Source organism: Salinisphaera hydrothermalis C41B8, from assembly GCF_000732535.1.
GTDB classification, from domain to species: Bacteria; Pseudomonadota; Gammaproteobacteria; order Nevskiales; family Salinisphaeraceae; genus Salinisphaera; species Salinisphaera hydrothermalis.
Window position 1 is genome coordinate 99468 of record NZ_APNK01000008.1, and the last position, 26979, is coordinate 126446.

Here is a 26979-nt window from a genome sequence, read left to right on the forward strand (position 1 = left end):
CTCTCAGCTCGATGAATGTGGCCCCGACGCTAACCAACCCATACGGGCGCCACTATCCGTGATTAGGCGGAGGCGCGGCGCCCGGCAGGCATAATGCGCGTTTCAGAAGCATCGATGATCAAATCATGAGCGAGCTGTGCTTTCGTAGCCACTGGCTGCGCGATCTGTCGGCGATCGCGTTCCACGAGATCGTGTCATTGCGCGAGGCCGTGTTCGTGGTCGAGCAGGCCTGTGTCTATCAGGAAACCGATGCGCAGGATCTCGTCGCGCGCCATGTGAGTCTGCGTATCGATGACGCGCTGGCGGGCTATCTGCGCATCGTGCCCGGCGACATCCCCGCGATCGGCCGCGTGCTGATCGCCCCCGCGTTCCGGGGGCGCGGGCTTGGCACCGATCTGATGCAGGCCGGCCTGCGTGAGACGCAGCGGCTGTATGGCGATGTCGCGGTGCGGATCAGCGCCCAGGCTCATCTGCGTGCTTTCTACGAGGGGCTGGGATTCACGGTGGCCTCCGACGTTTATCTGGAGGACGGCATTCCGCACTGTGCCATGCAGCGCGCCGCCGGCCACTTTTCACGGAGCGTACAGACATGAGCCGTGTTTACGTCGGGCGTGGCAGCAGCTTATCGGCGGCTTTTTTGCGTGTTGGCGGGCACGCGCTCGAATCGCGAGCCCGATCCTCGATCGTGGGCGCCGTCGTTTGGCTTGTGATCGTGCTGATCGCGCCGCCAGCGCTCGCCGAAGAAGCGTTCGCGTTTCCGGACCATGTCCAGCAGGGCGCGATGGTGATCGGGCGGGTACCGCCCGGCAGCACCGTGCACTATGCCGGGCGTATCCTGCGGGTGACCGATTACGGCACCGTTGTATTCGGCATTGGGCGCGACGCGACCAACGGGGCACGGCTTCGGGTCACGACGCCCGGCGGCAAGACGCGCGTCGTGCGGGTAGCCGTCGAGCCGCGCGACTGGCCGATACAACGGGTCGATGGTGTGCCGCCGAAGACCGTGTCGCCACCGCCGGCCATCGCGGCCCGTATTCGCCGCGAGCAGGCGCGAGTGTCCCGGGCGCGGAAAACCAGCGACGATGGCCTCGGTTTCGCCCAGCATTTTATCTGGCCGGTGCGCGGTCGCATCAGCGGCCGCTTTGGCAACCAACGCATTTACAACGGCACACCGGGATCAGCGCATTCCGGAATGGATATCGCCGCGGCCACCGGCACGCCGGTCAAGGCGCCGGCCGCCGGGCGCGTGGTATTCGCCGATCCGCATCTCTATCTGACCGGCGGCACCATCCTGATCGACCACGGCTACGGTATCGGTTCCAACTTCCTGCATCTGTCGAAGCTCAACGTGCATGTTGGCGATCACGTCGAGCAGGGCGAGGTCATCGGCCGCGTCGGCGCCACCGGGCGCGCCACGGGGCCGCATCTGCACTGGGGCATGACCTGGTATAACGTGCGGATCGATCCGTTGCTGGTGCTCGATCGTCGATAGCTAGTTGCCGCTTGGGGCACGTGCGGTGCCGAGACGGAGCAGCGCATCGGCATAGCGGTCGAACTGCTGCGACAGATAATTAAACACCGGTTGCAGTTCCAGCTCGCGAGCCAGGCGATGCTCGGCCGCCTGGCGATAGGCACGGCGGCCCATGTCCTGGTAGTAGTCGAGCCCGAGCGCACTGCGCCCGTATCGACGCCGATATTCCACCCAGCCGCGGCCGATCCCGGCCAGATACAGGGCATAGTTGCCGAGATGGGCATGGACCAGGAACTGACGTTCCGGCTCGCTTTCGGCGGCTTCGGCCAGCAGATCCACCAGATATTCGAACGATTCGTCCTCGCCGGGCTGTACGCGATACAGGCGATCGGTGCGCACAAACAGACTCAGCAGATTCGCCAGATAGCGGATGACGCGCCGCTGCAGGTAATTACCGGGCGCCGGTAGCAACCGGCGCAGCATGACGTGAAAATACAGATGCGGCGAGATATTGAGCCAGCCGCCGGTTTCGCCGGCCACTCGAGCGGCGACGCCTTCCCGTTCCAGCAGCGCTTCCAGCGCCGGCGGGATGCCCTCGGTGATCAGACTGGCGTCGTCCGGATCATGGCCGTCGATTTCCAGCAGAAACGCGATGTCCCGCGCCTGTAGCCAGGTGGCGTCGGCGCGTGCGAAATCCGGCACGCGTGGCACGGGCGGGCGCTGACGCGAGGCCGGCGTGTCCGGATCGCGCGTCCGCCGGGCGCGCCGGTCGGGGTCGAAGGGAATGATTCGGTCGCTCATCTGCACCTCTCGATGGGACTGCCCGATTCGAAGATAGCGCGATTCAGCGCCCGCGTGACGGTGGCATACTGGTTCGATTCGACGAGCGGCCGCGAACGCGGCAAAGGATGAGCCATTGGCCGAGCCCGTGATCGAAATCCGTGGCCTGAGCAAGACATACGAATCGGGCTTCAAGGCGCTGGAGAACGTCGACCTCGATATCAAGCGCGGCGAGATCTTTGCCTTGCTCGGCCCGAACGGCGCCGGCAAGACCACGCTCATCAATATCCTGTGCGGCATCGTCAATCCGACAGGCGGCAGCGCCCGGGCCGGAGGATTCGACGTCATTCGCGAGTTTCGGGCCGCGCGCGAGAAGATTGGCCTCGTGCCCCAGGAGCTGACGGTCGAGCCATTCACCAAGGTCTGGTCGACGGTGGCGTTCTCGCGCGGATTGTTCGGCAAGCCCAAGAACAATGCCCATATCGAACGCGTGCTCAAGGATCTGTCGCTCTGGGACAAGCGCAAAAACGCCACGCGCGAACTGTCGGGCGGGATGAAGCGTCGCGTGATGATCGCCAAGGCGTTGTCGCACGAACCCGAGATTCTGTTTCTGGATGAGCCGACCGCCGGGGTGGATGTCGAGTTGCGCCGCAGCATGTGGAACGTGGTGCGTGGTCTGCGCGAGCACGGCGTGACCATCGTGTTGACCACGCATTACCTGGAAGAGGCCGAGCAGATGGCCGATCGCATCGGCGTGATTCAGAACGGCGAAATCCGGCTGGTGGACGAAACCGCCGCGCTGATGACGCAGCTCGGTGAGAAACGCCTGGCGGTGGTGCTGGCCGAGCCGCTCGAGCGCGTGCCGGATGCGCTCGCCGACTATGATCTGCGGCTGGCCGAAGAGGGGCGGCGGCTCGTCTATACCTATAACGCCGCGACCGGTACCACTGGCGTGAAGCAACTGTTCCACGATCTCGATGCGGCCGGCGTGGCGTTTGTCGACGTCGATACCGAGCAGAGTTCGCTGGAAGAGATCTTCGTCAACCTCGTGGGGGCCGATCGATGAACTGGCGTGCAATTCAGACGCTTTATATTTCGGAGATGGCTCGCACCGGCCGCACGCTTGGCCAGAGTGTAATTTCGCCGGTCATCTCGACCTGTCTGTACTTCGTGGTCTTCGGTTCCGCGATCGGCTCTCGCATCAGCGAAGTGCAGGGCGTCTCCTACGGCGCCTTCATCGTGCCCGGGCTGATCATGTTGTCGCTCATGACCCAGGGCATCTCGAACGCCTCGTTCGCGATCTATTTCCCGAAATTCATTGGCACCGTGTACGAGCTGCTGTCGGCACCGGTGTCGTTCGTGGAGATCGTGACCAGCTATGTCGGCGCGGCCGCGACCAAATCGGCCATGCTCGGCCTGATCATTCTGGCCACGTCGACGCTGTTCGTGAGCATTCATATCGCTCATCCGGTCTGGATGGTGGTGTTTCTCGTGCTCACGTCCATCACCTTCGCGCTGTTCGGCTTCATCATCGGCATCTGGGCCGACAACTTCGAAAAACTGACGGTGATCCCGCTGCTGATCGTCACGCCGCTGACGTTTCTGGGTGGCACCTTCTATTCGCTCGATATGCTCCCGCCGTTCTGGCAGAAAGTGACGCTGATCAACCCTGTCGTCTATCTGGTGTCCGGTTTCCGCTGGAGCTTCTACAACACGGCCGATGTCAGCGTTGGTTTGAGCCTGCTGATGGTCTGCCTCTTTCTGAGCGTATGCATCGGCGTGGTGGCCTGGATCTTCAAGACGGGCTATCGGCTCAAGTCGTAAGCGCATCGTGGCAGGACACGCCTGAAGGGCCTGTCCATCCGGTCTGTCCATCCAGAACGATCAACGACCCTCCGGTCGACAACAGGCCAATTTCAGCCGCGCCTTCGCGACAATTGCGGCTGTACCGACATGCCGATCGGCGCGGTCCGAGATCGTGATACTTGAACGTTGAGGCCAATGCCGCGGGCCATCTCGACTAAAGTATGAAACAAATTGTTTGCCATCGTAAAAAATAAAAAATATGTTCTATATCCAGTAACGACACATCATTCATTCAGACCCCGAGTCGCCATGGATCTTCTCCTTAACCCGACCCGCGATGCCGCCGAAACGCTGGATACGGCCCGCGCTGCCGAGCCGCTGGAATACGTGCGTTTTCGTCAGCGCAACCTCGCGCAAGGCGAAACGTTCACCGATAACAGCGGCGATCTGGAGTTGTGCCTCGTGCTGCTCAGCGGCAAGGCCACCATTCGTTGCGGCGACGAGACGTTCGAGGCGATCGGCCAGCGCATGAGCGTGTTCGAGCAGACGCCGCCCTATGCGGTCTATCTGCCGAACGATACCGACTACAGTGTGGAAGCGATCACGGACGTCGAGCTCGGCATCTGCGGGGCGCCGGGGCACGGCCATCACGCGCCGCGGCTGATCGAGCCCGGCGACATCAAGCAGAGCACGCGTGGCGAAGGCGCCAACGTGCGCCACGTGCACGACATCCTGCCGGAGACCGAGCCCGCAGACAGCCTGCTGGTGGTCGAGGTGTATACGCCGGCCGGCAACTGGTCGAGCTATCCGCCGCACAAGCACGACGAAGACAACCTGCCGCAGGAATCGTTTCTCGAGGAAAGCTACTACCACCGCCTCAATCCGTCGCGTGGCTTCGGACTGCAGCGGATCTATACCGACGATCGTTCAATAGACGAGGCGATGGCATTCGGCGACGGTAGTTGTGTATTGGTGCCACGCGGGTACCACCCGGTCGGTGCGCCTTATGGCTGTGACCTTTATTACCTTAATGTCATGGCCGGGCCGAAGCGTGAATGGAAATTCACCACCGATCCGGACTTCGCGTGGCTGGTGAAATAACCGGTCGTACCGTGGCGGGGCGAACCCGCTGAACACAGGAGCGGATATGAGTGACATGAGTATCGATAACGTCTTCCCGCAAGACCGCGATGCCGAACTCGACCGTCAGTGGACGAGTGAGCACCCGTTCTGGGCGCGTATCGGCGCGTTCATGGAACGGGTCGGAACCTTCTGTGGAACGCACGCGGCCGGCTATATCGTGCCGACCACGGACGAGGAACAACGCATTCATTGAATCGTGCCTTACGGCCGATAGGCCGTATTGTCGCCGCGAACCAGCGCCTGGATGGACCCGAAACCGGTCCACGCGCGTTGCTTCGACGGTGTTCCAAGCCGGCTGGGCCCAGCCGGCTTTTTTTGTGCTTGGCGGATTGGTGGGCAAGAACCGCGCTTCGTATGCCCATGGTTCCGGGCTTTTGCGAGTGGTATTGATAGGGCGTGAGCGGCCTTTTACGAGTCAGCGTTCGTCCGGGGCGTTAGACGCTCACAGAATCTCCGCGACGTGATTTGTGCAGGCGTAGGTGGCCGGTTTGGGCTGCTACTGGTTTTGAACCGCGGGGCGAGTTGGACTCTGGTTTCGCACTGCAGTGCGAGTCCCTTCTTTTGCTTGCTCAAAAGAAGGAACCAAGAAAAGAGCACCCGCATCGGCGCCGGCTACGCCGTGCCGTACGAGGCGAGGAGCAGGGTTTTCCCGGCGTAGCCGGGATGCGACCGCCGGCGTTCGGCACGAGCCCCACGCCACGACTCGTCCGGTTCGACCCGCCGAAGGTCGCATCCCACAGCTTCGCTGCGGGAAGGCCCTGCTCCGCTTCTCGGGGCGATACTGCGATGCTCGCGGCGACGGGATGCGGCAAAAACTCAGGCCGCTTTGGCGGCCTTCAAACAGCTTGCCGCCCCGGCGCCGTGCGCCGGACACCCGTCGCCGCTGCGCGTCTCCGTCGCCTCAGACGGGACGTAATACAAACCCATCTCCCAGGCATTGCGCGTACACCGACCTGTCGCGGGCCCGCGCTGTATTGGGTTCCCTTGCGGAGCGCCGAGCAGCACAGCCGAGACGGGATGAAGCAGCCGGCTGTTTGAGCGTCAGCGAGTTCCGGCTGCGCCCGGCTCGGCGAGCAGCGCAGGGGATCGATGCGCAGCATCGACGCGTAGATAGGGTGTCGTTTCCTTTGCTCCCTTTCGTTTGGACAAGCAAACGAAAGGGAGTCGCGCATCAGCGCGAAGCCCCAAGTAACGTCAAACTCGCGAGTTTTCCTGGCTCCAATAGTTGATTTTGGCGGCCAATACCTTGAGCCGCCAGGTCATTTGAACTTTGGTTTCGCACTGCAGTGCGAGTCCCTTCTTTTGCTTGCTCAAAAGAAGGAACCAAGAAAAGAGCACCCGCATCGGCGCCGGCTACGCCGGTGCACTGCGATGCTCGCGTCGACGGGATGCGGCCAGAACTCGCGTCGCTTTGGCGACGCTCAAACAGGCTGGCCGCCCCGGCGCAGTGCGCCGGACACCCGTCGCCGCTGCGCGTCTCCGTCGCCTCAGACGGGGCGTAATACAAACCCCTCTCCCAAGCATCACGAGGGTTCCGCAGTGTCGCGGGCGGTGTCTGTATTCGGGTTCCCTTGAGCGCAGCGCCGAGCAGTGGAGGCTGCAAGAGGACAAAGGCAGCCGTGTGTCTGAGTGCTGCGCAGCAGCGCGAGTTTCGCGGCTGTCCCTCTTGCGGCCGGAGCCGCGCAGGGCACCGATGCGCAGCATCGGCGCAAGGTAGGGTGTCTTTTCCTTTGCTTCCTTTCGTTTGGACAAGCAAACGAAAGGGAGTCGCGCATCAGCGCGAAACCCCAAGTAACGTCAAACTCGCGAGTTTTCCTGGCTCGAACGCGCAAACCTCGCGAACCGGGCTGTATTCGGGTCCCCTTGAGCGCAGCGCAGCGCCGAGCAGTGGAGGGCGCAAGAGGAAAGAGACAGCCGTGTGTCTGAGTGCTGCGCCGCGGCGAATCAGTCGGGCAGCTGGTAGTCCGGTTGTTCCTGCGGCATGACGCGCCGCAGCAGGTCGACCGAGCGGCGTACGCCTTCGTTGCACGACAGGTTCTGGTCTTCGTGTTCGATCGACAGCACACCCTCCGAGTAGCCGCGGGCCTGGAGCTGCCAGCAGAACTCACGCCACCAGTCCTCGGGCTGGCCATAGCCCAACGTGACGTACGACCAGCTGCGGTCTAGCACCCGATCCATCGGCCGGGTGTCGAGCCGCGTCGCCTCGGCCAGGTTGTGTTGATCGATGTACGTGTCCTTGGCGTGCACGTGGTAGATGCAGTCCGCATAGCGCCGGATCATCTCGATCGGATCACCGCCCATCCAGATGAAATGGCTCGGGTCGAAGTTCAGGCCCACGGTGGGGCCGACGGCATCCCGAAGTCGCATGAAGCTGGGCATGTTGTGGACGAGTTGCGCGCCGTGCGCTTCGATGCACAGTTGGTTGACGCCTCGGCCTTCGGCGTAGTCGACCAGTTTGCGCCAGTAGGGAATAGCCACGTCCTCCCATTGATAGCGCAGGATGTCGTGGGTCTCCGGCGGCCACGCGGTGGTAACCCAGTTCGGCATCGAATCGCCGGGCGCGCCGGCGGGCAGGCCGGACATGAGCACGATGCGGGGCACTTCGAAGATCTCGGCCAGCCGGATGGCGTTATGCACGACCGTGGACTGACGCTCGCCATCGGTCGGATGCAGCTGATTGCCGTTGGCGGTGAATGCCGAGATTTCCAGGCCGCGATCGCGGATCTTGGCGGCCAGCTCACGCTGGCGCGCCGAGTCCTCGAGAAGCATCTTCACATCACCTATGTGGGCCGCGGCGCCCCAGTTGCCGACGCAGAACTCGATCGCGTCGATGCCGAGCTCGGCGCAGTAGTCGAGCATGGCGTCGGTATCCATATGGGCGACGCTGTCGGTCACCATCCCTATCTTCATCACGCATCTCCTCTGTGCTTTTGAATAACGGCGTGGTTGTTGCGTCGAAATTAGAATGAAAATTCCAGCATCGCAAGAGCGCAACCCACGGCAATATCCGGCGTCACGACGCGCCAGCGCCGCGCAAGGCCCGCTAAAAACGCGGGCAGGATGGATTCGCCCGCGCTAATCGATGTAGTGCCAAGGCCATGATGACCGCGAGTTGCCCGCGTGCGCGCCGCGAAACATGGGCGGGCGCATCGGTCGGGCCGGTGGCTCGACTAAAGTATAAAATGATAGGTTTGTAAAAAATAAAAATAGAAAATAAATTCTATTCAGACGCGCTCGATCGATCCGGTCGAGCTTCATCGTTTCCAAAGGAGTCGGTCATGAGTCGATCCTCGATCAACTGGGGGGTATTGGGGGCGGCCGAGATCGCACGCGAACACACGATCCCGGCCATCCTGGCCGCCGACAACAGCCAGCCCTATGCGCTGGCCAGCCGCCGCGGCGTGCCGTCCGAACTGGTCGAGCGTTTCGGTTTTGCCACCGGCTACGACGATTACGAGGCGCTGCTGGCCGATCCAGCGGTCGATGCCGTGTATCTGCCGCTGCCCAACGATCGCCATGCCGAGTGGACGATCAAGGCGGCGCGTGCCGGCAAGCACGTGCTTTGCGAAAAACCGGCGGCGTTGACGGCCGGCCAGACCCGCGAGGCAATCGCCGCCTGTGAATCGGCCGGCGTGCTGTTTATGGAAGCCATGATGTATCAATTCCATGCCCAACACGCCCGCGTGCGCGAACTGATTGCCGCCGGCGCGATCGGCGAGGTGCGCGGCGTCCACGTGAATCTGACCTTCAACCTGGAAAAGAGCCTGGCGGATTTCCGCCACGGCGGCCTCGAAACCGGCGGCGGCAGCCTTTACGACCTGGGCTGCTACTGCATCCACGTGATCCGCAGCCTGCTGGGCGAGCCCGACCGGGTCGCCACGGTCGCGCGCTTCGCCGGCCCGCAGGCGGCGGAGATGTCGGCCGCCGTCGTGCTCGGCTACGACAACGGCGCCAAGGCCGGCTTCGATTGCGGCATGGATGCCACGCCCCGGCATGCCTACGAGGTCTACGGCACCGCAGGCACGCTCCGAGTGCCCAAGGCCTTCGTGCCGCAGCCGGACGGCGATGGTCCCATCGACATCGTGGACGCCGACGGCAACACGACCGTTGAGCGCGTTACGTCCCATCAATACCCGAACGGGGTCGCGCATTTCGCCGACTGCGTTCTAACCGGGCGCACGCCCGATTACTCGCCGCACGACGTACTCGCGAACATGCGGGTACTGGATGCCTGTATCGAATCGTTGACCACGTCGCGCATCGTTTCATTGGAGAAACCCTAATGTCCGAGCCCATCATGAACCTGGCCATCATCGGCGCCGGGCGCATCGCCCATGTACATGCCGCCGCGGCCGCCCGCGATCCGCGCATCGCGCTGAAATATGTCTCGGACATCCGGGCCGAGGCCGCCGAAGCACTGGCGAGCATGCACGGCGCGGCCAGCGTGGATGTCGATACGATCTTCGCCGACGATGCCATCGACGCCGTGTTGATCGCCTCGTCCACGGCGACCCATGCCGAGTTCCTGGAACGGGCCGCGACGACGGGCAAGGCGGTGCTCTGCGAAAAACCGATCGCGCTGGACATCGAGCGCACGAAAGCCGCCGTGGATGTGGTCAACGCCCACCCGGTCGCCTGCGCGCTCGGTTTCAATCGCCGCCACGATCCGCAGTTCGCCGCGCTCAAGGCTGCGATCGAGGCCGGGCGGATCGGGCAGCTGGAAACGTTGACCATCATCAGCCGCGATCCGGCGCCGCCGCCCATCGATTACATCAAGGGCTCCGGCGGGCTGTTCTTCGACATGATGATCCACGACTTCGACGTCGCGCGCTGGCTGCTCGACGAGCCGATAGCCTCGGTATTCGCCAGTGGCGGGGTGATGGTGGACCCCGCGATCGGCGAGGCCGGCGATATCGATACCGCGATGGTGGTGCTGACCACCGAATCCGGCCGGCTGTGTCATATCCAGAACTCACGGCGCACGGCCTACGGCTACGACCAGCGCATCGAGGCCTTCGGCAGCGCGGGCATGTTGCAGGCGGTCAACGAAACCGAAACCCGGCTGCGCTATACCGGCGAGGCCGGCCAGCTCGACGAGCCGCCCAAGCATTTCTTCCTGGAACGCTATGGCATCGCCTACGGCCGCGAGCTGGGCGATCTGTACGACGCCTGGAGTACCGGCAGCGCCCCGAAGGCGACCCACGAAGATGGCTATCAGTCGCTGCGTCTGGCCGCGGCGGCCACGCAGTCGCTAGCCGAGAATCGCAGCGTGCGTCTCGACGAAATCGGCTGAAGCCGTTCGTTTCAACGACTCAAGGGAGGCCGCCATGGCCAATAATCTGCGCATCGCCGTCATTGGCACCGGCCGTATGGGCACCGACCACATCAAGCGGCTGACCCATCGCATCGCCGGCGCCGACGTCACCGGCGTGGTCGATATCGATGCCGGGCGCGCCAAGGCCGCCGCGGCGCTGGCCGGCGGCCACGCGAAAGTCTGGGACGACCCGCACGCCGCCCTGTCCAGCGGTCAGTATGACGCCTTCGTACTGACCACGCCCGGCATGCTGCATTACGACGTGCTCATGGACGCACTCGACAAGGGCCTGCCGGTGTTCTGCGAAAAGCCGTTGACCGCCGACGCGGCCACGGCCCGCGAGATCGTGGACGCCGAAGCCGGGCTCGACGCGCGCCTGATCCAGGTCGGCTTCATGCGTCGTTACGACGCCGGTTATCAACGCCTGCGGCGCTATTTCACCGAAGGCTCGCTCGGCGCGCCGTTGATGCTGCACTGCCGGCATCGCAATCCCGATCCGCCGCCGAACTTCACCGATGCACTGATGATCTACGACTCGGTGGTCCACGAGATCGACGGCGTGCGGTATTTCACCGGCGAGGAAATCACCGAGATCTCGGTACGCAAGGGCCGGGCGACGGCCGGCGCCCACGGCAAGCTGTCCGACCCGCAGCAGGTGCTGATGCGCACCGAATCCGGCGTGCTGGTGGATGTCGAGATCTTCGTCAACGCGCTGTTCGGCTACCAGGTGCATACCGAGGCGGTATTCGAGCGCGGGATTGTCGATATCGGCAACGACGAGGGCGCTTATGTCCGCTCGGCGGGCCACTGGGGCGGCGAGGTCACGCCCGGCTTCGAGCAGCGTTTCGCGGCCGCCTTCGATACCGAATTGCAGGGCTGGGTGAACCGTCTGCGCGACGGTTTGCCACCGAACGGCCCGAGCGCCTGGGACGGCTATGCCGCGGCCGCCTGCTGCGAGGCCGGCGTCGAGGCGCAACTCGAAGGCACGACGGTCACGATAGCGCTGGGCAAAAAGCCGACGTTCTATGGCTGACGCCGCGGCGTTCTGCGGCGGGCGAGCGGTGGTCGATAGCCGACGCAACTTTAGTCGCAGAACGCTTGTAACAGAAATTCCTTTGTTGGAAAATTTAGAATAAATAAGTTATCGGCGGACTGAATCGAACCGCTGTTCCAAGACCGAAGCGGAGAAGCCCATGTCTGACAACGCACTCGACCTGATCTGCCTGGGGCGCGCGGCGGTCGATCTCTATGCCCAGCAGATCGGCAGCCGGCTGGAGGATGTGTCCAGCTTTGCCAAGTACCTGGGCGGCAGTTCCGGCAACTGTGCCTACGGCAGCGCGCGGCTCGGGCTGAAATCGGCGATGCTCACCCGCGTCGGCAACGAGCAGTTCGGCAATTTCGTGGTCGAGGAATTCCAGCGCGCCGGCGTCGATACCTCGCATATGCCGGTCGACAAGGAGCGCTTCACCGCACTGGCGATTCTGGCGATCAAGGATCGCGATACCTTCCCGCTGCTGTTCTATCGCAAGGATTGCGCGGACATGGCGATCGCCGCCGAAGATGTCGACCCCGACTGGATCGGCACCGCGCGAGCGCTGGCGATCACCGGTACGCATCTGTCGACCGAGACCACGCAGGGCGCCTGCCGCGCCGCACTGGATGCCGCGAAACAACACGGACTGAAACGCATCCTCGATATCGACTATCGCCCGGTGCTCTGGGGCCTGGCCGAGCTCGGCGACGGCGAGACGCGTTATGTCGATGACGCCGAGACCACGGCCCATCTGCAGCGCTGGATCGGCGATTTCGATCTCATCGTCGGCACCGAGGAAGAATTCCATATCGCCGGCGGCACGACCGACACTATCGCCGCGCTCAAGAAAGTGCGCGAACTGTCCGACGCGGTACTCGTCTGCAAGCTCGGCGCGCTGGGCTGCACGATCTTCGAGGGTCCGGTGGGCGACACCGTGCACGACGGCGTGCTGGTCGAGGGCGTGAAGGTCGAGGTGCTCAACGTGCTGGGCGCGGGTGATGCCTTCATCTCCGGTTTCCTGCGCGGTTATCTGCGCGGCGAGTCGTGGGAGACGTGCGCGACCTATGCCAACGCCTGTGGCGCCCTCGTCGTGTCTCGTCATGGCTGCGCGCCGGCGATGCCGACCGAGGCCGAACTGTTCGATTATCTGGCTCGCCGCGATGACGTCCCGCGCCCCGACCGCGACGACCGCCTCAATGATCTGCACGCCAAGACCACCCGCCATCCGGCCGAATGGGGCCCGATCTATGGCTTGGCTTTCGATCATCGGCTGCAGCTGTTCGATATGGTCGGCGAGCTGGGCGTGGACGCCGCCCGCCTCTCGCCGCTCAAGGAGCTGCTGGTCGCCGCGGCCGAGAAAGGCCTGGACAAAGCGGGCGTTCCCGGCACGCCGGCCGTGCTCTGCGACGACGTGATCGGCCAGGACGCGCTCAACGCGATGACCGGCCGTGGCTGGTGGATCGGCCGGCCCGTGGAAGAACCGGGCTCGCGCCCGCTGCGCTTCCAGCACGGCGACGATATCGGCAGCCAGCTCATCAGCTGGCCGGCCGAGCACATCATCAAGTGTCTGGTGTTTTATCACCCGGACGACGAGATCGGCCTGCGCCTGGATCAGGAAGACAAACTTCGCCAGCTCGACGAGGCACGGCGCATCACCGGCCACGAACTGCTTATCGAGGTGATTCCGCCCAAGGATAGGGCCGCCGACGACGCCACCGTCGCGCGCAGCCTGCAGCGCTTCTATCACCTCGGCATCCGGCCCGACTGGTGGAAATTGCCGCCGATGAGCGCCGCTGCCTGGCGGGCCGTGCGCGGCGTGATCGAGCGTCACGACGATCATTGTCGCGGCGTCGTGCTGCTCGGCCTCGATGCGCCGATGGGCGATGTAAAAGCCGGCTTCCGCGATGCGAGTGCTTCCGAAATCTGTCGCGGCTTCACGATCGGGCGGACGCTGTTCGCGGGGCCGGCCCGCGAGTGGCTGGCCGGCGAGCTGGGCGACGACGCGTTCGTCGCCGCCGTCTCGGACAACTACGCCGAGCTGATCACCACCTGGCGCGATGCCGTCGGCGAAACGGATAACCCGCGTTCCGCAGGAGCTATGGCATGAGCCGACCGCATACCATTCGCCTGACCATGGCGCAGGCGCTCGTCCGCTATCTCGCGGCGCAGCGCATCGAGATCGACGGCCGCCGCGAGCGCTTGTTCGAGGGCTGCTTTGCCATCTTCGGCCACGGCAACGTCGCGGGCATGGGCGAAGCGCTTTACGCCGAACGCGAGGCGTTTCCGACCTATCGGGCTCATAACGAGCAGGGCATGACCCATGCCGCCATTGCCTTCGCCAAACAGCATCGGCGCCGGCGCATGATGGCTTGTACTACGTCCATCGGCCCCGGGGCGCTCAATATGGTGACGGCCGCCGGGCTGGCGCATGCCAATCGCCTGCCGGTGCTGCTGCTGCCGGGCGATACCTTCGCCACCCGCAAGCCGGACCCGGTACTGCAACAAGTCGAGCATTACGGCGCGCCGTCGACCACGGTCAACGATGCGTTCGTGCCGGTCTCGCGTTACTTCGACCGCATCACGCGGCCGGAACAATTGCTGAGCAGCCTGCCGGCGGCGATCGATACGCTGCTCGATCCGGTCGATTGTGGCCCGGCGACGCTGGCGCTGCCCCAGGATGTGCAGGCCGAGGCCTATGATTTTCCGGCCGCGTTTTTTGACGAGCGCGTGCATCGCATTCGTCGCCCCGGGCTGGATGAAGCCGAGCTGGCCGCCGCGCTGGATACCCTCAAGCGCGCCGAGCGGCCGTTGCTTATCGCCGGCGGCGGCGTGCTCTATTCCGCGGACGCCTGTGACCGGCTCGCGGCGTTCGCCGAGCGCCACGGCATTCCGGTGGCCGAAACCCAGGCGGGCAAGGGTAGCCTGCGGGCGGATCACCCGAACAACGTCGGCGCGATCGGCGTGACCGGTTCCACGGCCGCCAACGCGCTGGCCGAACAAGCCGACGTCGTCATCGCGCTGGGCACGCGGCTACAGGATTTCACCACCGGCTCACGCGCTCTCTACATGGACCATGGGCCGACACTGCTCGGCATCAACGTGGCGCGGTTCGATGCCGCCAAACACGGCGGGCAATCGCTGGTGGGCGACGCGGGCGTGGCGCTCGAAGCACTGGAAGCGGGGCTGGCCGATTGGCAGGCGGATGCCGGGTGGCAGGACAAACTGGCCGACGAACGACGCGACTGGCTCGCCATCGTCGAACGCGTGACCGCGGACGACGGCGCGGCGTGCCCGGCCGACAGCCAGGTGCTGGGCGCGGTCAATCGCGCGGCCGGCGAGAACGGCACGGTCGTCTGTGCCGCCGGTGGCCTGCCGGGCGAGCTGCACAAGCTCTATCAGACCACCGGGCCGGGCAGCTATCACGTCGAATACGGCTTTTCCTGCATGGGCTATGAAATCGCTGGCGGCATGGGCGTGAAGATGGCCGCGCCGGAGCGCGACGTCTACGTCACGGTCGGCGACGGTAGTTATCTGATGCTCAACTCCGAACTGGCGACGTCGGTGATGCTCGGCCACAAGCTGATCGTGGTGCTGCTCGACAATCGCGGCTACGGCTGTATCCATCGCTTGCAGGGCGCGACCGTGGGGGTGGAATTCAACAATCTGTTCGAGGGCTGCAATACCGCGCCCGACGGCGCGCCGGAGATTGATTTCGCGGCCCATGCAAAAGCGCTTGGTTGCGAAGCAGAGTGGGTCGACGGCATCGGCGGGCTCGAAGCCGCGCTGGATCGCGCCAAGGCCGCCGACAAGACTTATCTGATCGCGCTCAAGACCGATGCCGACAAGGCGACCGCCGAGGGCGGCACCTGGTGGGACGTGCCGGTGGCCGAGGTATCCAGCCGCGAGGCTGTCACCGAGCGCCGCGCGGGCTACGACAACAACAAGCAGCGTCAGCGCTGAGCCGTCGCGCAAAGGAGATGCAATGATGACCGTTCGACTGGGTGTGAACCCGCTGCTCTGGACTAACGACGACCTGCCGCTGCTCGGCGACGAGACGCCGCTCACCCAGTGTCTGGCCGAGGCGAAACGGGCCGGCTACGAAGGCGTGGAGATGGGGCGCAAATTCCCGACGACGTTCGACGACCTCGGCCCGCTGCTCGCCGATGAAGATCTGGTGCTGGCCTCGGGCTGGTATTCGTCGAATCTGTTGGAGCGTGACGTCAACGAAGAAATCGAGGCCATGCAAGGGCATCTCGCCCTGATGAAGGCCGCCGGCGTGAGCGCGATGGTCTTTTGCGAGACGGCGCGCTGTGTGCATCTCGACCGCTCGATGCCGGTGTCGCGCCGGCCGCGGCTGACCGAATCCGACTGGCAGCGGCTGGCGCCGCGGATCGATGCGATCGCCGATTATCTGGCGGGCGAGGGCATCCGCATGGCCTATCACCACCACATGGGCACCGTGATTCAGGCCACCGATGACGTCGCTCGGCTGATGGATAAAACCGGCGACAACGTTGGGCTGCTGTTCGATGCCGGCCACTGTGCGTTCGCCGGCGGCGATCCGCTCGAGTGGCTCGAGCGCTGGGGCGAGCGCGTCGTGCATGCGCACTGCAAGGACGTGCGCCAGGCCGTCGTCGAGCGTTCGCGCAATCGCAACGCCAGTTTCCTGAATGCCGTGGTCGACGGCGTATTCGCTATTCCCGGCGACGGCAGCCTCGATTTCGATGCCATTCTGGCGCGGCTGGCGGCCACCGGTTACGACGGCTGGCTGATCACCGAAGCCGAGACGGACCCGTCGGTGTCGCCGTCCTGGCCGTTGGCCGAGCGCAGCTATCGTTATCTGCGCGACACGGCGCGACGAGCCGGCTTCTCACTGGTGGCGGCCGCGTAAGCGCCACTGCACAAGACACCATTCAAAGGACCGATGACATGCGCGAGATTTTGCACTTCATCAACGGCGAGCCCACGGCCGGCGACAACGCCGAGCGCGGGGCCGTATTCAACCCCACGACCGGCGAGCAACAGGCCGAAGTCGTGATCGGCACGACGGGCGATGTCGATGCCGCGGTGGCGGCGGCCAAGGCGGCGCTGCCGGGCTGGTCGGGGACCACGCCGCTGCGCCGGGCGCGCATCCTGTTCAAGTACAAGGCCCTGCTCGACGAGCACCGCGATGAGATGGCGCGGCTGATCGCCTCCGAGCACGGCAAGGTGTTCTCGGATGCGCAGGGCGAGGTCACCCGGGGCATCGAAGTGGTCGAATTCGCCTGCGGCATGCCGCATCTGCAGAAGGGCGAGCATTCGATGAACGTGGGCACCGGCGTGGACAGCTATTCCATGTACCAGCCGGTCGGCGTCTGTGCCGGCATCACGCCGTTCAACTTCCCGGCCATGGTGCCCATGTGGATGTATCCGATCGCGCTGGCGACCGGTAACACCTTCGTGCTCAAGCCGGCCGACAAGGACCCCTCGGCCGCCAACCTGATGGCCCGATTGCTCAAGGAAGCCGGGCTGCCGGACGGCGTGTTCAACGTCGTGCACGGTCGGGCCGAAGCGGTGAATCATCTGATCACGCATGCCGATGTCTCCGCGGTGAGCTTCGTCGGCTCCACGCCGATCGCCAAGCATATCTACGAGACCGCCTCGGCCGCCGAGAAGCGCGTCCAGGCGCTCGGCGGCGCCAAGAACCATCTGGTGGTCATGCCGGATGCCGATATCGACGGCGCGGCCGATGCGCTGATGGGCGCGGCCTATGGCAGCGCCGGCGAGCGCTGCATGGCCATCTCGGTGGCCGTGCCGGTCGGCCAGGAAACCGCCGAGAAACTGCGCGCGGCCCTGGTCGAGCGGCTCGAGAATCTGCAGGTCGGTCCGTCGCTGGTCGACGGCAAGGACAACGACATGGGCCCGCTGGTCTCGGCCGAGCATCGCGACAAGGTCGCGAACTATGTCGGCATCGGCGCCGAGGAAGCCGAGCTGGTGGTCGATGGGCGCGAGAAGGACTTCTCCGCCCATCCGGACGGCTACTTCATCGGCGGCTCGCTGATTGACCACACCAAGCCCGGCATGCGCGTCTACGACGAAGAGATCTTCGGGCCCGTACTGTGCATCAGCCGCACCGAATCGCTGGATGAGGCGATTGACCTGATCAACGCCAATCAGTTCGCCAACGGCACCTCGATCTTCACCGAATCCGGCCACGCGGGGCGCACCTTCGCCGAGCGTATCGAGGTCGGCATGGTCGGCGTCAACGTGCCGATTCCGGTGCCGATGGCGTTCCATTCCTTCGGCGGCTGGAAGCGGAGCCTGTTTGGCCCGTTGCATGTACACGGCGCCGACGGCGTGCGCTTCTATACCCGGCTGAAGACCGTGACCGCGCGCTGGCCCGAGGACCAGGTCTCGCAGGACAACGCCTTCGTCATGCCGACGCACTGATAACGCAGGAATCGGCCGCCGGGCGCCCGCAGCGCCCGGCGTTCTCTTCGAGGAGATCATCATGAGCACGACGGCTTCGAACGTGCGCCAGACCCCTGCGCGCGACTGGCAGCCCAGCCAGCAAGCGACCCGGGAACGGCTGGCACCCTATAGCTTGCGCCTGGGCATCAATCCGCTCGGCTGGACCAACGACGTAATCACCGAATTCGGCGACGAAACGCCGGTCGAAACCTTCATCGCCGAGGCGGCCGCGATCGGTTACGAAGGCGTGGAAATGGGGCGCAAGTTCCCGACCGATCGGCACGCCGTCGCCGGTCTGCTGGCCGACGGCAACGTCGATCTGGTCTCTGGCTGGTACTCCGGCCGCCTGGCCGAGATCGGCGTCGCGGACGAGTTGGCCAATGTGGCGAACCACGCCGCATTGCTGGCCCATAACGGCGCCCAGGTCATGGTCTACGGCGAAACCGGGCTGATGCCGGGCGACGATCCGCTCAACGAACCGCTGTCGGCGACGCCCGTGATCTCGGATGCCGACTGGGCGGCCTACGGCCAGCGGCTGACCGAGTTCGGTGAAGCACTCGAACGCGACTACGGCCTCCAGCTCGCCTACCACGCCCATCTGATGATGGTCGCCGAGACCGAGGCCGAGATCGATCGGCTCATGGCCGAGACCGGCGATGCGGTCGGCCTGCTGTTCGATACCGGGCATATCGCGGCCGGCGGCCGGGGCCTCGCCCGCGTGCTCGCAAACCACGGTCATCGCATCAACCACATCCATCTAAAAGACATCCGCCGTGATGTGTTCGCTGCCATTCGCGAGCGCGACGACTCATTCAATACGGGCGTACGCGCCGGCATGTTCACGGTACCGGGCGACGGCTGTATCGACTTCACACCCGTCATAGATTTCGCCAAAAGCGATGCCTACAACGGGTGGCTGGTGGTCGAAGCCGAGCAAGACCCGACCCAGGCGCCGTCGGCCGAATATGCCGACAAAGCGATGCGTACCGTGCAGTCCTTCTTTGGCGGCTAGTTCTTTCAAGGCAGTTATCCGCAGATTTCTCAGATTGCACAGATCAGGAATGTCGGCTTATTGGGTTCGATGACCAGACGACCGTTATGAACTAAAAGCTTTCTGTCTTAAAAAAATCTGCGTCATCTGCGAAATCTGCGGATAAAAAATTCCGAGGAGACCATCGAAATGGCAGAACAACTCAACATCGGCATCATCGGCACCGGCTTCATGGGCCGTGCTCACGCTGAAGCCTTCTGGCGATGTGCGGCGCTGTATACCGATCTGGCGCTGCGGCCGCATCTGTATGCGGTAGCCGATGTCAGCCGCGCGCTGGCCGAGGCGGCGAAAACGCGCTTCAACTTCGACAAGGCCTATGACGATTGGCGGGCGATGATCGCGGATCCGAACGTGCATGTCGTCGATATCACTTCGCCAAACCAGTTCCATCACGAAATGGCGCTGGCAGCGATCGCGGCCGGCAAGCACGTCTACTGCGAAAAACCGCTGGCAATGTCGACCGCCGAGGCCAACGAGATGCGCGATGCGGCGGAGAAAGCCGGCGTGAAGACCATGGTCTCGTTCAACAACATCAAGACGCCGGCGGCCATGCTCGCCAAGCAGATCATCGATCGCGGCGAGATCGGTACGCCCACGCGTTTTCGCGGCACCTTCGACCAGGGTTTCTTCAACGACCCGGAACTGCCGTGGTCCTGGCGCTGCTCGCGGGCGGCCGCCGGCACCGGCTCGCTCGGCGATCTCGGCGCGCACGTGATCGGCGTGGCCCAGTATCTGATGGGTGATTTCGACCGGGTCTGCGGCCAGTCGCAGGTCGTGTTCGACAAGCGCCCGGTGGCCGATCCGGGCGCCGGTTATTCATCGAAGGCCGGGGCCGACGCCGAATGGCGTGAAGTCGAGAACGACGACCAGACCCAGTGCCTGGTGAAGTTCGCGTCCGGCGCCGCCGGCGTGGTCGAATCCTCGCGCATCGCGGCCGGCAAGATCATGGGCGTGGAATGGGAGATTTCCGGCACCGAAGGCACCATCATCATGAACGGCGAGCGGTTCAACGAACTGCAGGTGTTCCGGATGCGCGAAGAGAAACGCGACCGTGGCTTCAAGACCCTGCTCGCCGGCTCCCAGGTGCCGCAGTACGCCGGCTTCTTCCCCTTCGATTTCGGCGGCGGCAGCCTTGGCTTCTACGACGCCAAGGTGATCGACGTCTGCGATCTCGTGACCGGCATCGCCAGCCCGGACGATTGCTATCCGAACTTCAGCTTCGGTGCCCGTAACCAGCGGATTCTCGAAGCGATCGACGAGTCCTGCCAGTCGGAATCCTGGGTCGACGTTTGAAAAGCATGGATCCGCAGATTACGCAGATTGCACAGATGAAGAAGAGAACGGCGGATAGCTAGTTGCCGTACGGAACACCGAAACGGTTGAAAACCAACGATCATTTGTCTTTGAAATCTGTGTCATCTGCGCAATCTGCGGATAACTAAAAGAACGAAGCCGCGAACGAGGAGCAGCAATGAAATCATTCGAACAGCCGATCCGCATCGGCATGGTCGGCGGCGGCCCGGGGGCGGGCATTGCCACGGCCCACCGCGCCGGGCTGCGCATGGACGGTCGCTACGATCTGGTGGCGGGCGTCTTTTCGCGCGATTTGGACAAATCGCGCCAGGCAGCGCGTGAACTCGGCGTCGACGAATCGCGGGTCTATGCCAGCTATGAAGCAATGGCCGTCGCCGAAGCCGCCCGCGAGGATGGCATCGAAGCGGTGGCCGTCGTCACACCCAATGCCAGTCACCATCCCGTGTCGAAGGTGTTTCTCGAGCACGGCATTCACGTCATTTGCGACAAGCCGCTGACCGACGACTTCGACAAGGCGCTGGAGCTTCACCGGCTGGCCGAGGATCGGGGGCTGATATTCACGCTCACCCACAACTACGCCAGCCATGCCATGGTGCGCGAAGCCGCCCGGCGCGTACGCCGGGGCGATCTGGGCGCAATCCGGATGGTCCAGGGCGAGTTCGCCTCGGGCTGGGCTGCAGGCGATGTCGAGTCGGACACCGACAACAAACAGGCCGCTTGGCGCACCGATCCGGATCAGGCCGGCGAGGCCAGCGTGATCTACGATCTGGGCACGCATATCCATCATCTCGCCCGATATGTGTCGGGCCTCGAACTCGAATCGCTGGCCGCCGATCTGTCCACCGTGGTGCCGAATCGCCGGGTCTACGACAATGCCAACGTCATGCTGCGTTTCGCGGGCGGCGCCCGAGGGGCGCTCTGGATCACCATGGCCGCAACCGGCGCGGAGCACGGGCTGCGGCTGCGTGTGGTCGGTTCCAAGGCCTCGCTCGAATGGTGCCACGAAGATCCGCACCATCTGCAGATCCGCTATCCCGACGGTCGACGCGAAGTGCTGGCCCAGGGTGGGGCGACGCTATCGGCGGATGCCGAAGAGCTGACACGCATCGGCCTCGGTCATCCGGAAGGCTTCCTCGAATCCTTCGCCAACATCTATTCCGAAGCGGCCGGGGCGATCGCGGCGACGCGCACGGGCAGCCGTCCGGCGCGCGACGAACTGGGCTATCCAAGCACGGCAGACGGCGTGCTGGGGCTGGAGTTCGTGGATGCCGTGCGTTTGTCTGCGGCCACGGATGGTCGCTGGACGGCCGTCGGCCAACTGGAACTGTAAAAGGAATGGCACGCCGCTCCGCCTGTGCGGCAGGGTGGCCCTAGGGCGTGTTGAGGTTTCATCACATGGGCAGCCAGAGCAGCGCACATGCCATGGCGACGACTGCTTCGTAGTGCGCCTTTAATTTATCGAAGCGACAAGCGATCGCACGGTACTGTTTGAGCCGTGCAAACGCATTCTCGCCGAGATGTCGATAACGGTACAAACCGCTATCGAAGCCTGGATTGGCTCGCTTGGAATGACGCCGGCGCGGGATGACCGGCCGACTGGATCGAGTCTGGATCGCTGCTCGGACCTGACGACTGTCATAGCCTTTATCAGCGATCATGATGTCAACGCGAGGTATCGCGTCGACCAGGCGCGGCCCGATCGAGCCATCGTTGATCTGACCGCCCGTGATCTCGAAGGTGATCGGAAAGCCGTAGGCATCCACGGCCAAGTGAATCTTGGTCGTGCGCCCGGCGCGACTGGGGCCGATCGCCTGCGGCTGACCGCCGCTAGCTCCGGCACTGTGCTGGTGGGCTTTGGCATAGCTGCCATCCATAAACGCCCATTCGAGATCGGGATCGACGATGCACGCATGGAAAATACGCCACCACTTGCCACTGGCTGCCCAGGCTCGAAAACGCTGATAAATCGTAGTCCACGGCCCGAAGGCCTGCGGCAGATCGCGCCATGGGCATCCGACCCGCATACGGTAGAGCATGCCCTCGACTGTTTGCCGCAATCGTGGCTTGTCGTAAATCGACTCAGCCAGCAGTATCTGTCTGAGCTTCGCCCAGAGCTTTTCTGAGAGCATCTGGCGGGCCATGGTGAACTCGTTTTGAAGCGGGGGTGGAATACCGCAACAATGCGAGTTCGCCATTTCATTTCAATCGCTTATGGCGAAACCTCAACACGCCCTAGCAAAAAAGGAGTAGACGCGATGCGGTGTGAACTGCATTTCGGCGTTATTGGCGCCGGTTTCATGGGCAAGGCGCATGCGTTGGCCATCCACTCAGTGGGCCCGGTGTTCGGGCTTGATACACGCCCGGTGGCCGACATGATCGCAACCAGCTCGGATGCCTCGGCCGAGCGCGCCGCGAAACGCCTGGGCTTCGCCCGCCATACCGGCGACTGGCGCCAGCTGGTGAGTGATCCGGCCATCGATGTGGTCACCGTGTGCGCGCCGTTACCGCATCGCGAGATGGTTCTGGAAGCGATCGCCCACGGCAAGCATGTACTCTGTGAAAAGCCGCTGGCGACAAACACCGCGGAAGCCGTCGAAATGCAGGCCGCGGCCGAGCAGGCCGGCGTGGTGTGCATGGTCGGGCTCAATTACCCCAAGACCCCGGCCTCGCAGTTCGCCCGCCAGTTGATTGCCGAAGGCGCGCTCGGTGAGATCGTGTCGTTTCGCTGTGTGCACGTCGAGGATTTTCTGGCCGATCCGGATCTGCCGATCGATTGGCGCATGCGGCGCGCCGAAGCCGGCGCGGCGGGCGCGCTGGGCGATCTCGGTTCGCATTGCATCGGCATGTCGCAATGGCTGCTCGGGCCGATTCGCGAGGTCATGGCCGAGACGCGCATCGTGCATGCGCATCGGCCGGATCCGGATTCCGGCCGGCGCGTCGCGGTGGAAAATGACGATCAGGCCGAGCTGCTGGTGCGGTTCGAGAACGGTGTGTCCGGCTCGCTTTATGTCTCCCGCGTCGGTACGGGACACAAGATGGGGCTGTCCTACGAGGTGATCGGTACCGAAGGCACGATCGTGTTCGATCAGGAACGCCTGAGCGAGATCCAGTTCTACTCGCGGCGCGACGACGCACGAACCCAGGGTTTTCGGCGTGTCCCGATGGGGCCGGCCCATCCCGACTACGGGGATTTCTGCCCCGCGCCCGGTCACGGGACCGGCTACAACGACACGGTCACGGTGGAAATACGCGACCTGATTGCTGCGATTACCGGCGAACGGACGGCGCTCTGGCCGTGTTTTGCCGATGCGGTGCAGGTGCATCGCGTGATCGACGCGGCGCTGGCTTCCGTCGAGGCAGGACGCTGGGCCGGGGTGGGGTGATTGTTTCCAACGCGGTCGGCGTGGTTCGTGACCGGTCGCTTGGCGCTTTCAGGGCCGGACGGTCACGCTCTGCTGCTTTGAAGCATCAATGCCTGCCCGGTTCGGTGCGGTTGCGAAGCTCGCGATGTCGATATTCGTTCGCGTCAGACTGGTCGTGTGGGTCGCTTGGCTTTACAACACAGCGGACTGAGAGAGGCTGCGCGGTCGGCTTACGGCCTTCGGCCTAAGCCGACCTACGGGGGCGTTCGATCTCCGGGGCGTCGTCGGTTCGTGTAGGTCGGATTAGCCAACGGCGTAATCCGACGGATCGAAGCCCCTGCCTGATTAACGACTTGCACCGGCCCGCACGCGGGCAGTGGCCGGTACGACACCGACTAGCCGATGGCCGTGCGAACGCGCTCGGCGAAATCGATCTCCTTGTTTTCGCGGGCGCTTTCGTAAATCGCGGCCAGTAACAGATTCAGGGCGTACGCGTCGTCGATGCCGACCGGCGGCCGGCCGCCGTCGACCAATGCGTCGATGAACAAGCGGTCTTCCTTGGCGTAGCCACCTTTCTCGGCAAACGCGATATGGGTGTAATCCTCGGTGTGGACGGTCTGGTCGAGATCCAGCGCATAGCGGACCCGTTCCAGTTCCTCGGTCATGGCGGTGGCATAGCGGCCATAGATCTCGATCCGTTCGAACGGGAAGCTCCAGCCGGAATGTGCGGATGAGCTGAGTGTGGCGACGGTGCCGGATTCGAAGGTGAACAGCATCGAGAAGTCGTCGAACTCGGCGTTCGAGATCGCACTGCGCGCCGCGCAACGCAATGTCGCGATGGGGCCGAACAGATACTGCAGCAGATCAATCTGGTGGATCGTGGTCTCGTAGAGAAAACCGCCGGTCTTGGTTGGATCGGCCGTCCACGCCGGGCGCAGCAGTTCGCCCCGGTTGAGTTTGAGCTGGGCGCTGTAGGGCGCCAGGTCGCCTGCGTCGATCAGTGACTTGAGCTTGGCGTGCGTCCAGGCATAGCGACGGTTCATGCCGAGGTTGTAGACCCCGCTGGAGGCTTGTGCGGCCTCGCGGATGTGATCGCCGCCGTCCAGATCCGTGGCCATGGGTTTCTCGCAAAAGACGTTGCGTCCCTCGTTGAGGCAGGCAACCACCGGATCGACGTGGGTGGTGTTCGGGGTCGTGATATAGACCGTGTCCACATCCAGGCGAAACAAGTCATCGAGCGTCGTGCCGGTTCGGGCATTGCCGATACTCGCCGCCAGGCGGGCGGCGTTGGCTTCCACCATGTCGGCGACGCCGACCAGCTCGACCCGATCGTCCTGGCCGAGGATGTCCGTATGCACCGAAGCGATATAGCCGGCGCCGAAGATTCCAATTCGTTGTTTATCCATATCCGTTGACCCTGGGTGCGGAGTGCGCGGGCGCGTGGGCGCCTGTCGTTCAATGTCGGACCATGGAAGCAATGGTGGAAAATAAATTCTATAATACTAAATGATGAAATATATAGTTTGACGGTGGCTGTGCAAGCCACGTAGTTTCCGGCTCACATGGAACAGCGCCTGACATTGCGACTGCCCTGTCGACCGTCAGCCGTTCAGGAAGACGGACTACCGCGCGTATCGCGAAGCGATTCGTGAGCATGCGGCTGCGCTTCGACCCGGATGCGGGTAGGGCGCAATGAGACATCACCGGTTTAGCCGTCCAGTGCGACGCAAGCACCATAGGGCGTGGCGGCAAGCGGCTTGATCGCGGATCGAGCGGCATCCCCCGCCGCTGAGGAGGAGATTCAAGTGAGTAGTGAAGCATCAGTCTACGGAGCCACGGCAGCGAGTCCGATTGGCTCCCATACCCGAAAGTTGGGCACGATCGCGTTCATCGCGACTTTTGGCGGGCTGCTTTTCGGCTACGACACCGGCGTTATCAACGGCGCGGTGAACCCGATGAAAATTGATCTCGGGCTCACGCCCATGACCCAGGGCTTTGCGGTCAGCATCCTGATCTTCGGGGCTGCGCTGGGTGCCGCGGTCTGCGGACGGATTTCCGACGTATCCGGTCGTCGATACACCATTCTCATGCTGTCGGGCATTTTCATCGTCGGCACGCTCGGCGAGGCGATTTCGCCCAACTGGCAAGTGCTCTCGGCGTTCCGTTTCATCCTCGGGCTGGCGGTCGGCGGCGCGTCCACGACGGTGCCGGTCTACTTGGCCGAGGTGGCGCCGACCGAGAGACGTGGCAGCCTGGTTACCCGCAACGAGATCATGATTGTCTCGGGGCAGTTCGCTGCCTTCATCATCAACGCCGTGATCATGAATATCTGGGGCGACTATCCCGGTATCTGGCGCTACATGCTCGTGATCGGCGTACTGCCCGCGTTTGCTCTGCTCATCGGTATGTTGCGGGTACCCGAAAGCCCGCGCTGGTTGACCGAACAGAACCGTCGGGATGATGCGCTGGATGTGCTCAAGCAGATCCGTTCGCCCGAGCGAGCTCGCGCCGAGATCGCGGACGTCGATGCCCTGGTGGAAGAGAAACAGGAAAGCCGCTGCGGGCAATGGTCGGATCTCACCGTGCCCTGGGTCCGGCGGTTGATCATCATCGGGGCGGTGCTGGGCATCTTCCAGCAGTTCACCGGCATCAACGCGATCATGTATTACGGCACGCAGCTGCTGGAGAACTCAGGCTTCTCGAACAACGGCGCGGTGATCGCCAATACGCTCAACGGGCTGTTCAGCGTGCTGGGCATCACCGTCGGCATTCTGCTGATCAACAAGATCGATCGGCGCAAGATGCTGATTGGTGGGTTCTTTCTCATCGCCTTCTTCCACGTGCTGGTCGGGCTGTCTGCGATGTTCATGCCCGATGTCGCCATCAAACCGTATCTGGTGCTGATCTTCGTCGTGGCTTTCGTATTCTCGATGCAGGGCACGCTCGGGCCTCTGGTCTGGTTGATGCTATCGGAGATCTTCCCGCTCAAGATCCGCAGTTTCGCCATGGGTATCTGTGTGTTCGTGCTCTGGCTGGCCAACGCCATCGTGGCGTTCGGTTTCCCACCGGTGGTGGCCGCATTGGGTGTCGGGCCGACCTTCTTCATGTTCTCCGCGATTTCGGTCCTGGGGCTGATCTTCACGCTCGCCGTTGTGCCGGAAACCCGAGGCAAATCGCTCGAGGCATTCGAAAGCCAGATACGCGATCGCTTCGCCTGATCCGGCCTCGATGAAGAGACCATAGCGAGGGGAGGCC

The 26979-nt window shown here is 63.7% G+C and carries 22 protein-coding genes; 18 read left to right on the plus strand and 4 right to left on the minus strand.

Features of this window, described 5'->3' with window-relative positions:
* Positions 1–125: 125 nt before the first annotated feature.
* Together C41B8_RS07745 and C41B8_RS07750 are read left to right on the plus strand one after the other, a co-directional pair.
* Positions 126–593 (plus strand): GNAT family N-acetyltransferase, encoded by a 468-nt coding sequence (locus tag C41B8_RS07745; RefSeq protein WP_037336319.1) that lies wholly within the window; start codon positions 126–128, stop codon positions 591–593.
* Positions 590–1492: a M23 family metallopeptidase gene (locus C41B8_RS07750; protein ID WP_084188677.1), complete on the plus strand. Its 903-nt coding sequence runs from the start codon at positions 590–592 to the stop codon at positions 1490–1492. The genes C41B8_RS07745 and C41B8_RS07750 overlap by 4 nt, the downstream gene beginning before the upstream one ends.
* Here C41B8_RS07750 and C41B8_RS07755 read toward each other — a convergent pair whose 3' ends face one another.
* On the minus strand, positions 1493–2272 hold the full coding sequence (locus tag C41B8_RS07755; protein WP_051883261.1) for a hypothetical protein: 780 nt from the start codon (positions 2270–2272) through the stop codon (positions 1493–1495).
* Between the two features lie 115 nt (positions 2273–2387).
* Here C41B8_RS07755 and C41B8_RS07760 point away from each other — a divergent pair, with 115 nt between their 5' ends.
* The 4 genes from C41B8_RS07760 to C41B8_RS07775 all read left to right on the plus strand — a co-directional run bounded on the left by C41B8_RS07760 (position 2388) and on the right by C41B8_RS07775 (position 5393).
* Positions 2388–3317: an ABC transporter ATP-binding protein gene (locus C41B8_RS07760; RefSeq protein ID WP_037336322.1), complete on the plus strand. Its 930-nt coding sequence runs from the start codon at positions 2388–2390 to the stop codon at positions 3315–3317.
* Positions 3314–4075 carry an ABC transporter permease gene (locus tag C41B8_RS07765; protein ID WP_037336325.1) on the plus strand — a complete coding sequence of 254 codons (762 nt, stop codon included), beginning with the start codon at positions 3314–3316 and terminating at the stop codon, positions 4073–4075. Before C41B8_RS07760 ends, C41B8_RS07765 begins: the two co-directional genes overlap by 4 nt.
* A 291-nt stretch (positions 4076–4366) precedes the next feature.
* The gene (iolB, locus tag C41B8_RS07770) at positions 4367–5158 is read left to right on the plus strand and encodes a 5-deoxy-glucuronate isomerase (RefSeq protein ID WP_037336327.1); all 792 of its coding nucleotides are present in this window, start codon (positions 4367–4369) and stop codon (positions 5156–5158) included.
* Between the two features lie 46 nt (positions 5159–5204).
* Positions 5205–5393: a hypothetical protein gene (locus tag C41B8_RS07775; RefSeq protein WP_156962470.1), complete on the plus strand. Its 189-nt coding sequence runs from the start codon at positions 5205–5207 to the stop codon at positions 5391–5393.
* 1751 nt (positions 5394–7144) lie between these two features.
* On the opposite strand, the gene C41B8_RS07780 is transcribed toward C41B8_RS07775, so the two are convergent.
* Positions 7145–8110: a sugar phosphate isomerase/epimerase family protein gene (locus tag C41B8_RS07780; protein ID WP_037336331.1), complete on the minus strand. Its 966-nt coding sequence runs from the start codon at positions 8108–8110 to the stop codon at positions 7145–7147.
* A 368-nt stretch (positions 8111–8478) separates the two neighbouring features.
* Between C41B8_RS07780 and C41B8_RS07785 the strand changes: the two genes are divergently transcribed.
* From C41B8_RS07785 to C41B8_RS07830, 10 genes are all read left to right on the plus strand, one after another.
* Entirely contained in the window at positions 8479–9483 is a 1005-nt protein-coding gene (locus tag C41B8_RS07785; RefSeq protein WP_037336334.1) for a Gfo/Idh/MocA family protein, read from the plus strand.
* Positions 9484–9497: 14 nt separating this feature from the next.
* Entirely contained in the window at positions 9498–10493 is a 996-nt protein-coding gene (gene iolG, locus C41B8_RS07790; RefSeq protein ID WP_037336403.1) for an inositol 2-dehydrogenase, read from the plus strand.
* A gap of 34 nt (positions 10494–10527) precedes the next feature.
* The gene (locus C41B8_RS07795) at positions 10528–11547 is read left to right on the plus strand and encodes a Gfo/Idh/MocA family oxidoreductase (protein WP_037336337.1); all 1020 of its coding nucleotides are present in this window, start codon (positions 10528–10530) and stop codon (positions 11545–11547) included.
* Positions 11548–11707: 160 nt separating this feature from the next.
* A complete protein-coding gene (locus C41B8_RS07800; RefSeq protein ID WP_051883262.1) occupies positions 11708–13654 on the plus strand; it encodes a bifunctional 5-dehydro-2-deoxygluconokinase/5-dehydro-2-deoxyphosphogluconate aldolase in 1947 nt (648 codons plus the stop codon).
* Entirely contained in the window at positions 13651–15507 is a 1857-nt protein-coding gene (gene iolD / locus C41B8_RS07805) for a 3D-(3,5/4)-trihydroxycyclohexane-1,2-dione acylhydrolase (decyclizing) (protein ID WP_037336339.1), read from the plus strand. The genes C41B8_RS07800 and iolD overlap by 4 nt, the downstream gene beginning before the upstream one ends.
* A 22-nt stretch (positions 15508–15529) precedes the next feature.
* Positions 15530–16438 carry a myo-inosose-2 dehydratase gene (gene iolE, locus C41B8_RS07810; protein ID WP_198025116.1) on the plus strand — a complete coding sequence of 303 codons (909 nt, stop codon included), beginning with the start codon at positions 15530–15532 and terminating at the stop codon, positions 16436–16438.
* 38 nt (positions 16439–16476) lie between these two features.
* Complete coding sequence (locus C41B8_RS07815; protein ID WP_037336341.1) at positions 16477–17976, plus strand: CoA-acylating methylmalonate-semialdehyde dehydrogenase; 1500 nt, start codon at positions 16477–16479, stop codon at positions 17974–17976.
* A gap of 139 nt (positions 17977–18115) precedes the next feature.
* Positions 18116–19009, plus strand: a complete 894-nt coding sequence (gene iolE, locus C41B8_RS07820; RefSeq protein ID WP_037336406.1) for a myo-inosose-2 dehydratase — start codon at positions 18116–18118, stop codon at positions 19007–19009.
* Positions 19010–19177: 168 nt separating this feature from the next.
* Positions 19178–20341, plus strand: a complete 1164-nt coding sequence (locus C41B8_RS07825) for a Gfo/Idh/MocA family protein (protein ID WP_037336343.1) — start codon at positions 19178–19180, stop codon at positions 20339–20341.
* 178 nt (positions 20342–20519) lie between these two features.
* On the plus strand, positions 20520–21692 hold the full coding sequence (locus C41B8_RS07830; protein ID WP_037336344.1) for a Gfo/Idh/MocA family protein: 1173 nt from the start codon (positions 20520–20522) through the stop codon (positions 21690–21692).
* A gap of 61 nt (positions 21693–21753) precedes the next feature.
* Here C41B8_RS07830 and C41B8_RS07835 read toward each other — a convergent pair whose 3' ends face one another.
* A complete protein-coding gene (locus C41B8_RS07835) occupies positions 21754–22503 on the minus strand; it encodes an IS5 family transposase (protein ID WP_084188679.1) in 750 nt (249 codons plus the stop codon).
* Positions 22504–22617: 114 nt separating this feature from the next.
* Here C41B8_RS07835 and C41B8_RS07840 point away from each other — a divergent pair, with 114 nt between their 5' ends.
* The gene (locus C41B8_RS07840; RefSeq protein WP_037336345.1) at positions 22618–23745 is read left to right on the plus strand and encodes a Gfo/Idh/MocA family protein; all 1128 of its coding nucleotides are present in this window, start codon (positions 22618–22620) and stop codon (positions 23743–23745) included.
* Between the two features lie 374 nt (positions 23746–24119).
* Here C41B8_RS07840 and C41B8_RS07845 read toward each other — a convergent pair whose 3' ends face one another.
* Complete coding sequence (locus C41B8_RS07845; protein WP_037336346.1) at positions 24120–25130, minus strand: Gfo/Idh/MocA family protein; 1011 nt, start codon at positions 25128–25130, stop codon at positions 24120–24122.
* 399 nt (positions 25131–25529) lie between these two features.
* On the opposite strand from C41B8_RS07845, the gene C41B8_RS07850 reads away from it, so the two are divergent.
* Positions 25530–26942 (plus strand): sugar porter family MFS transporter, encoded by a 1413-nt coding sequence (locus C41B8_RS07850; protein WP_084188681.1) that lies wholly within the window; start codon positions 25530–25532, stop codon positions 26940–26942.
* The last annotated feature ends 37 nt before the right edge of the window (positions 26943–26979 follow it).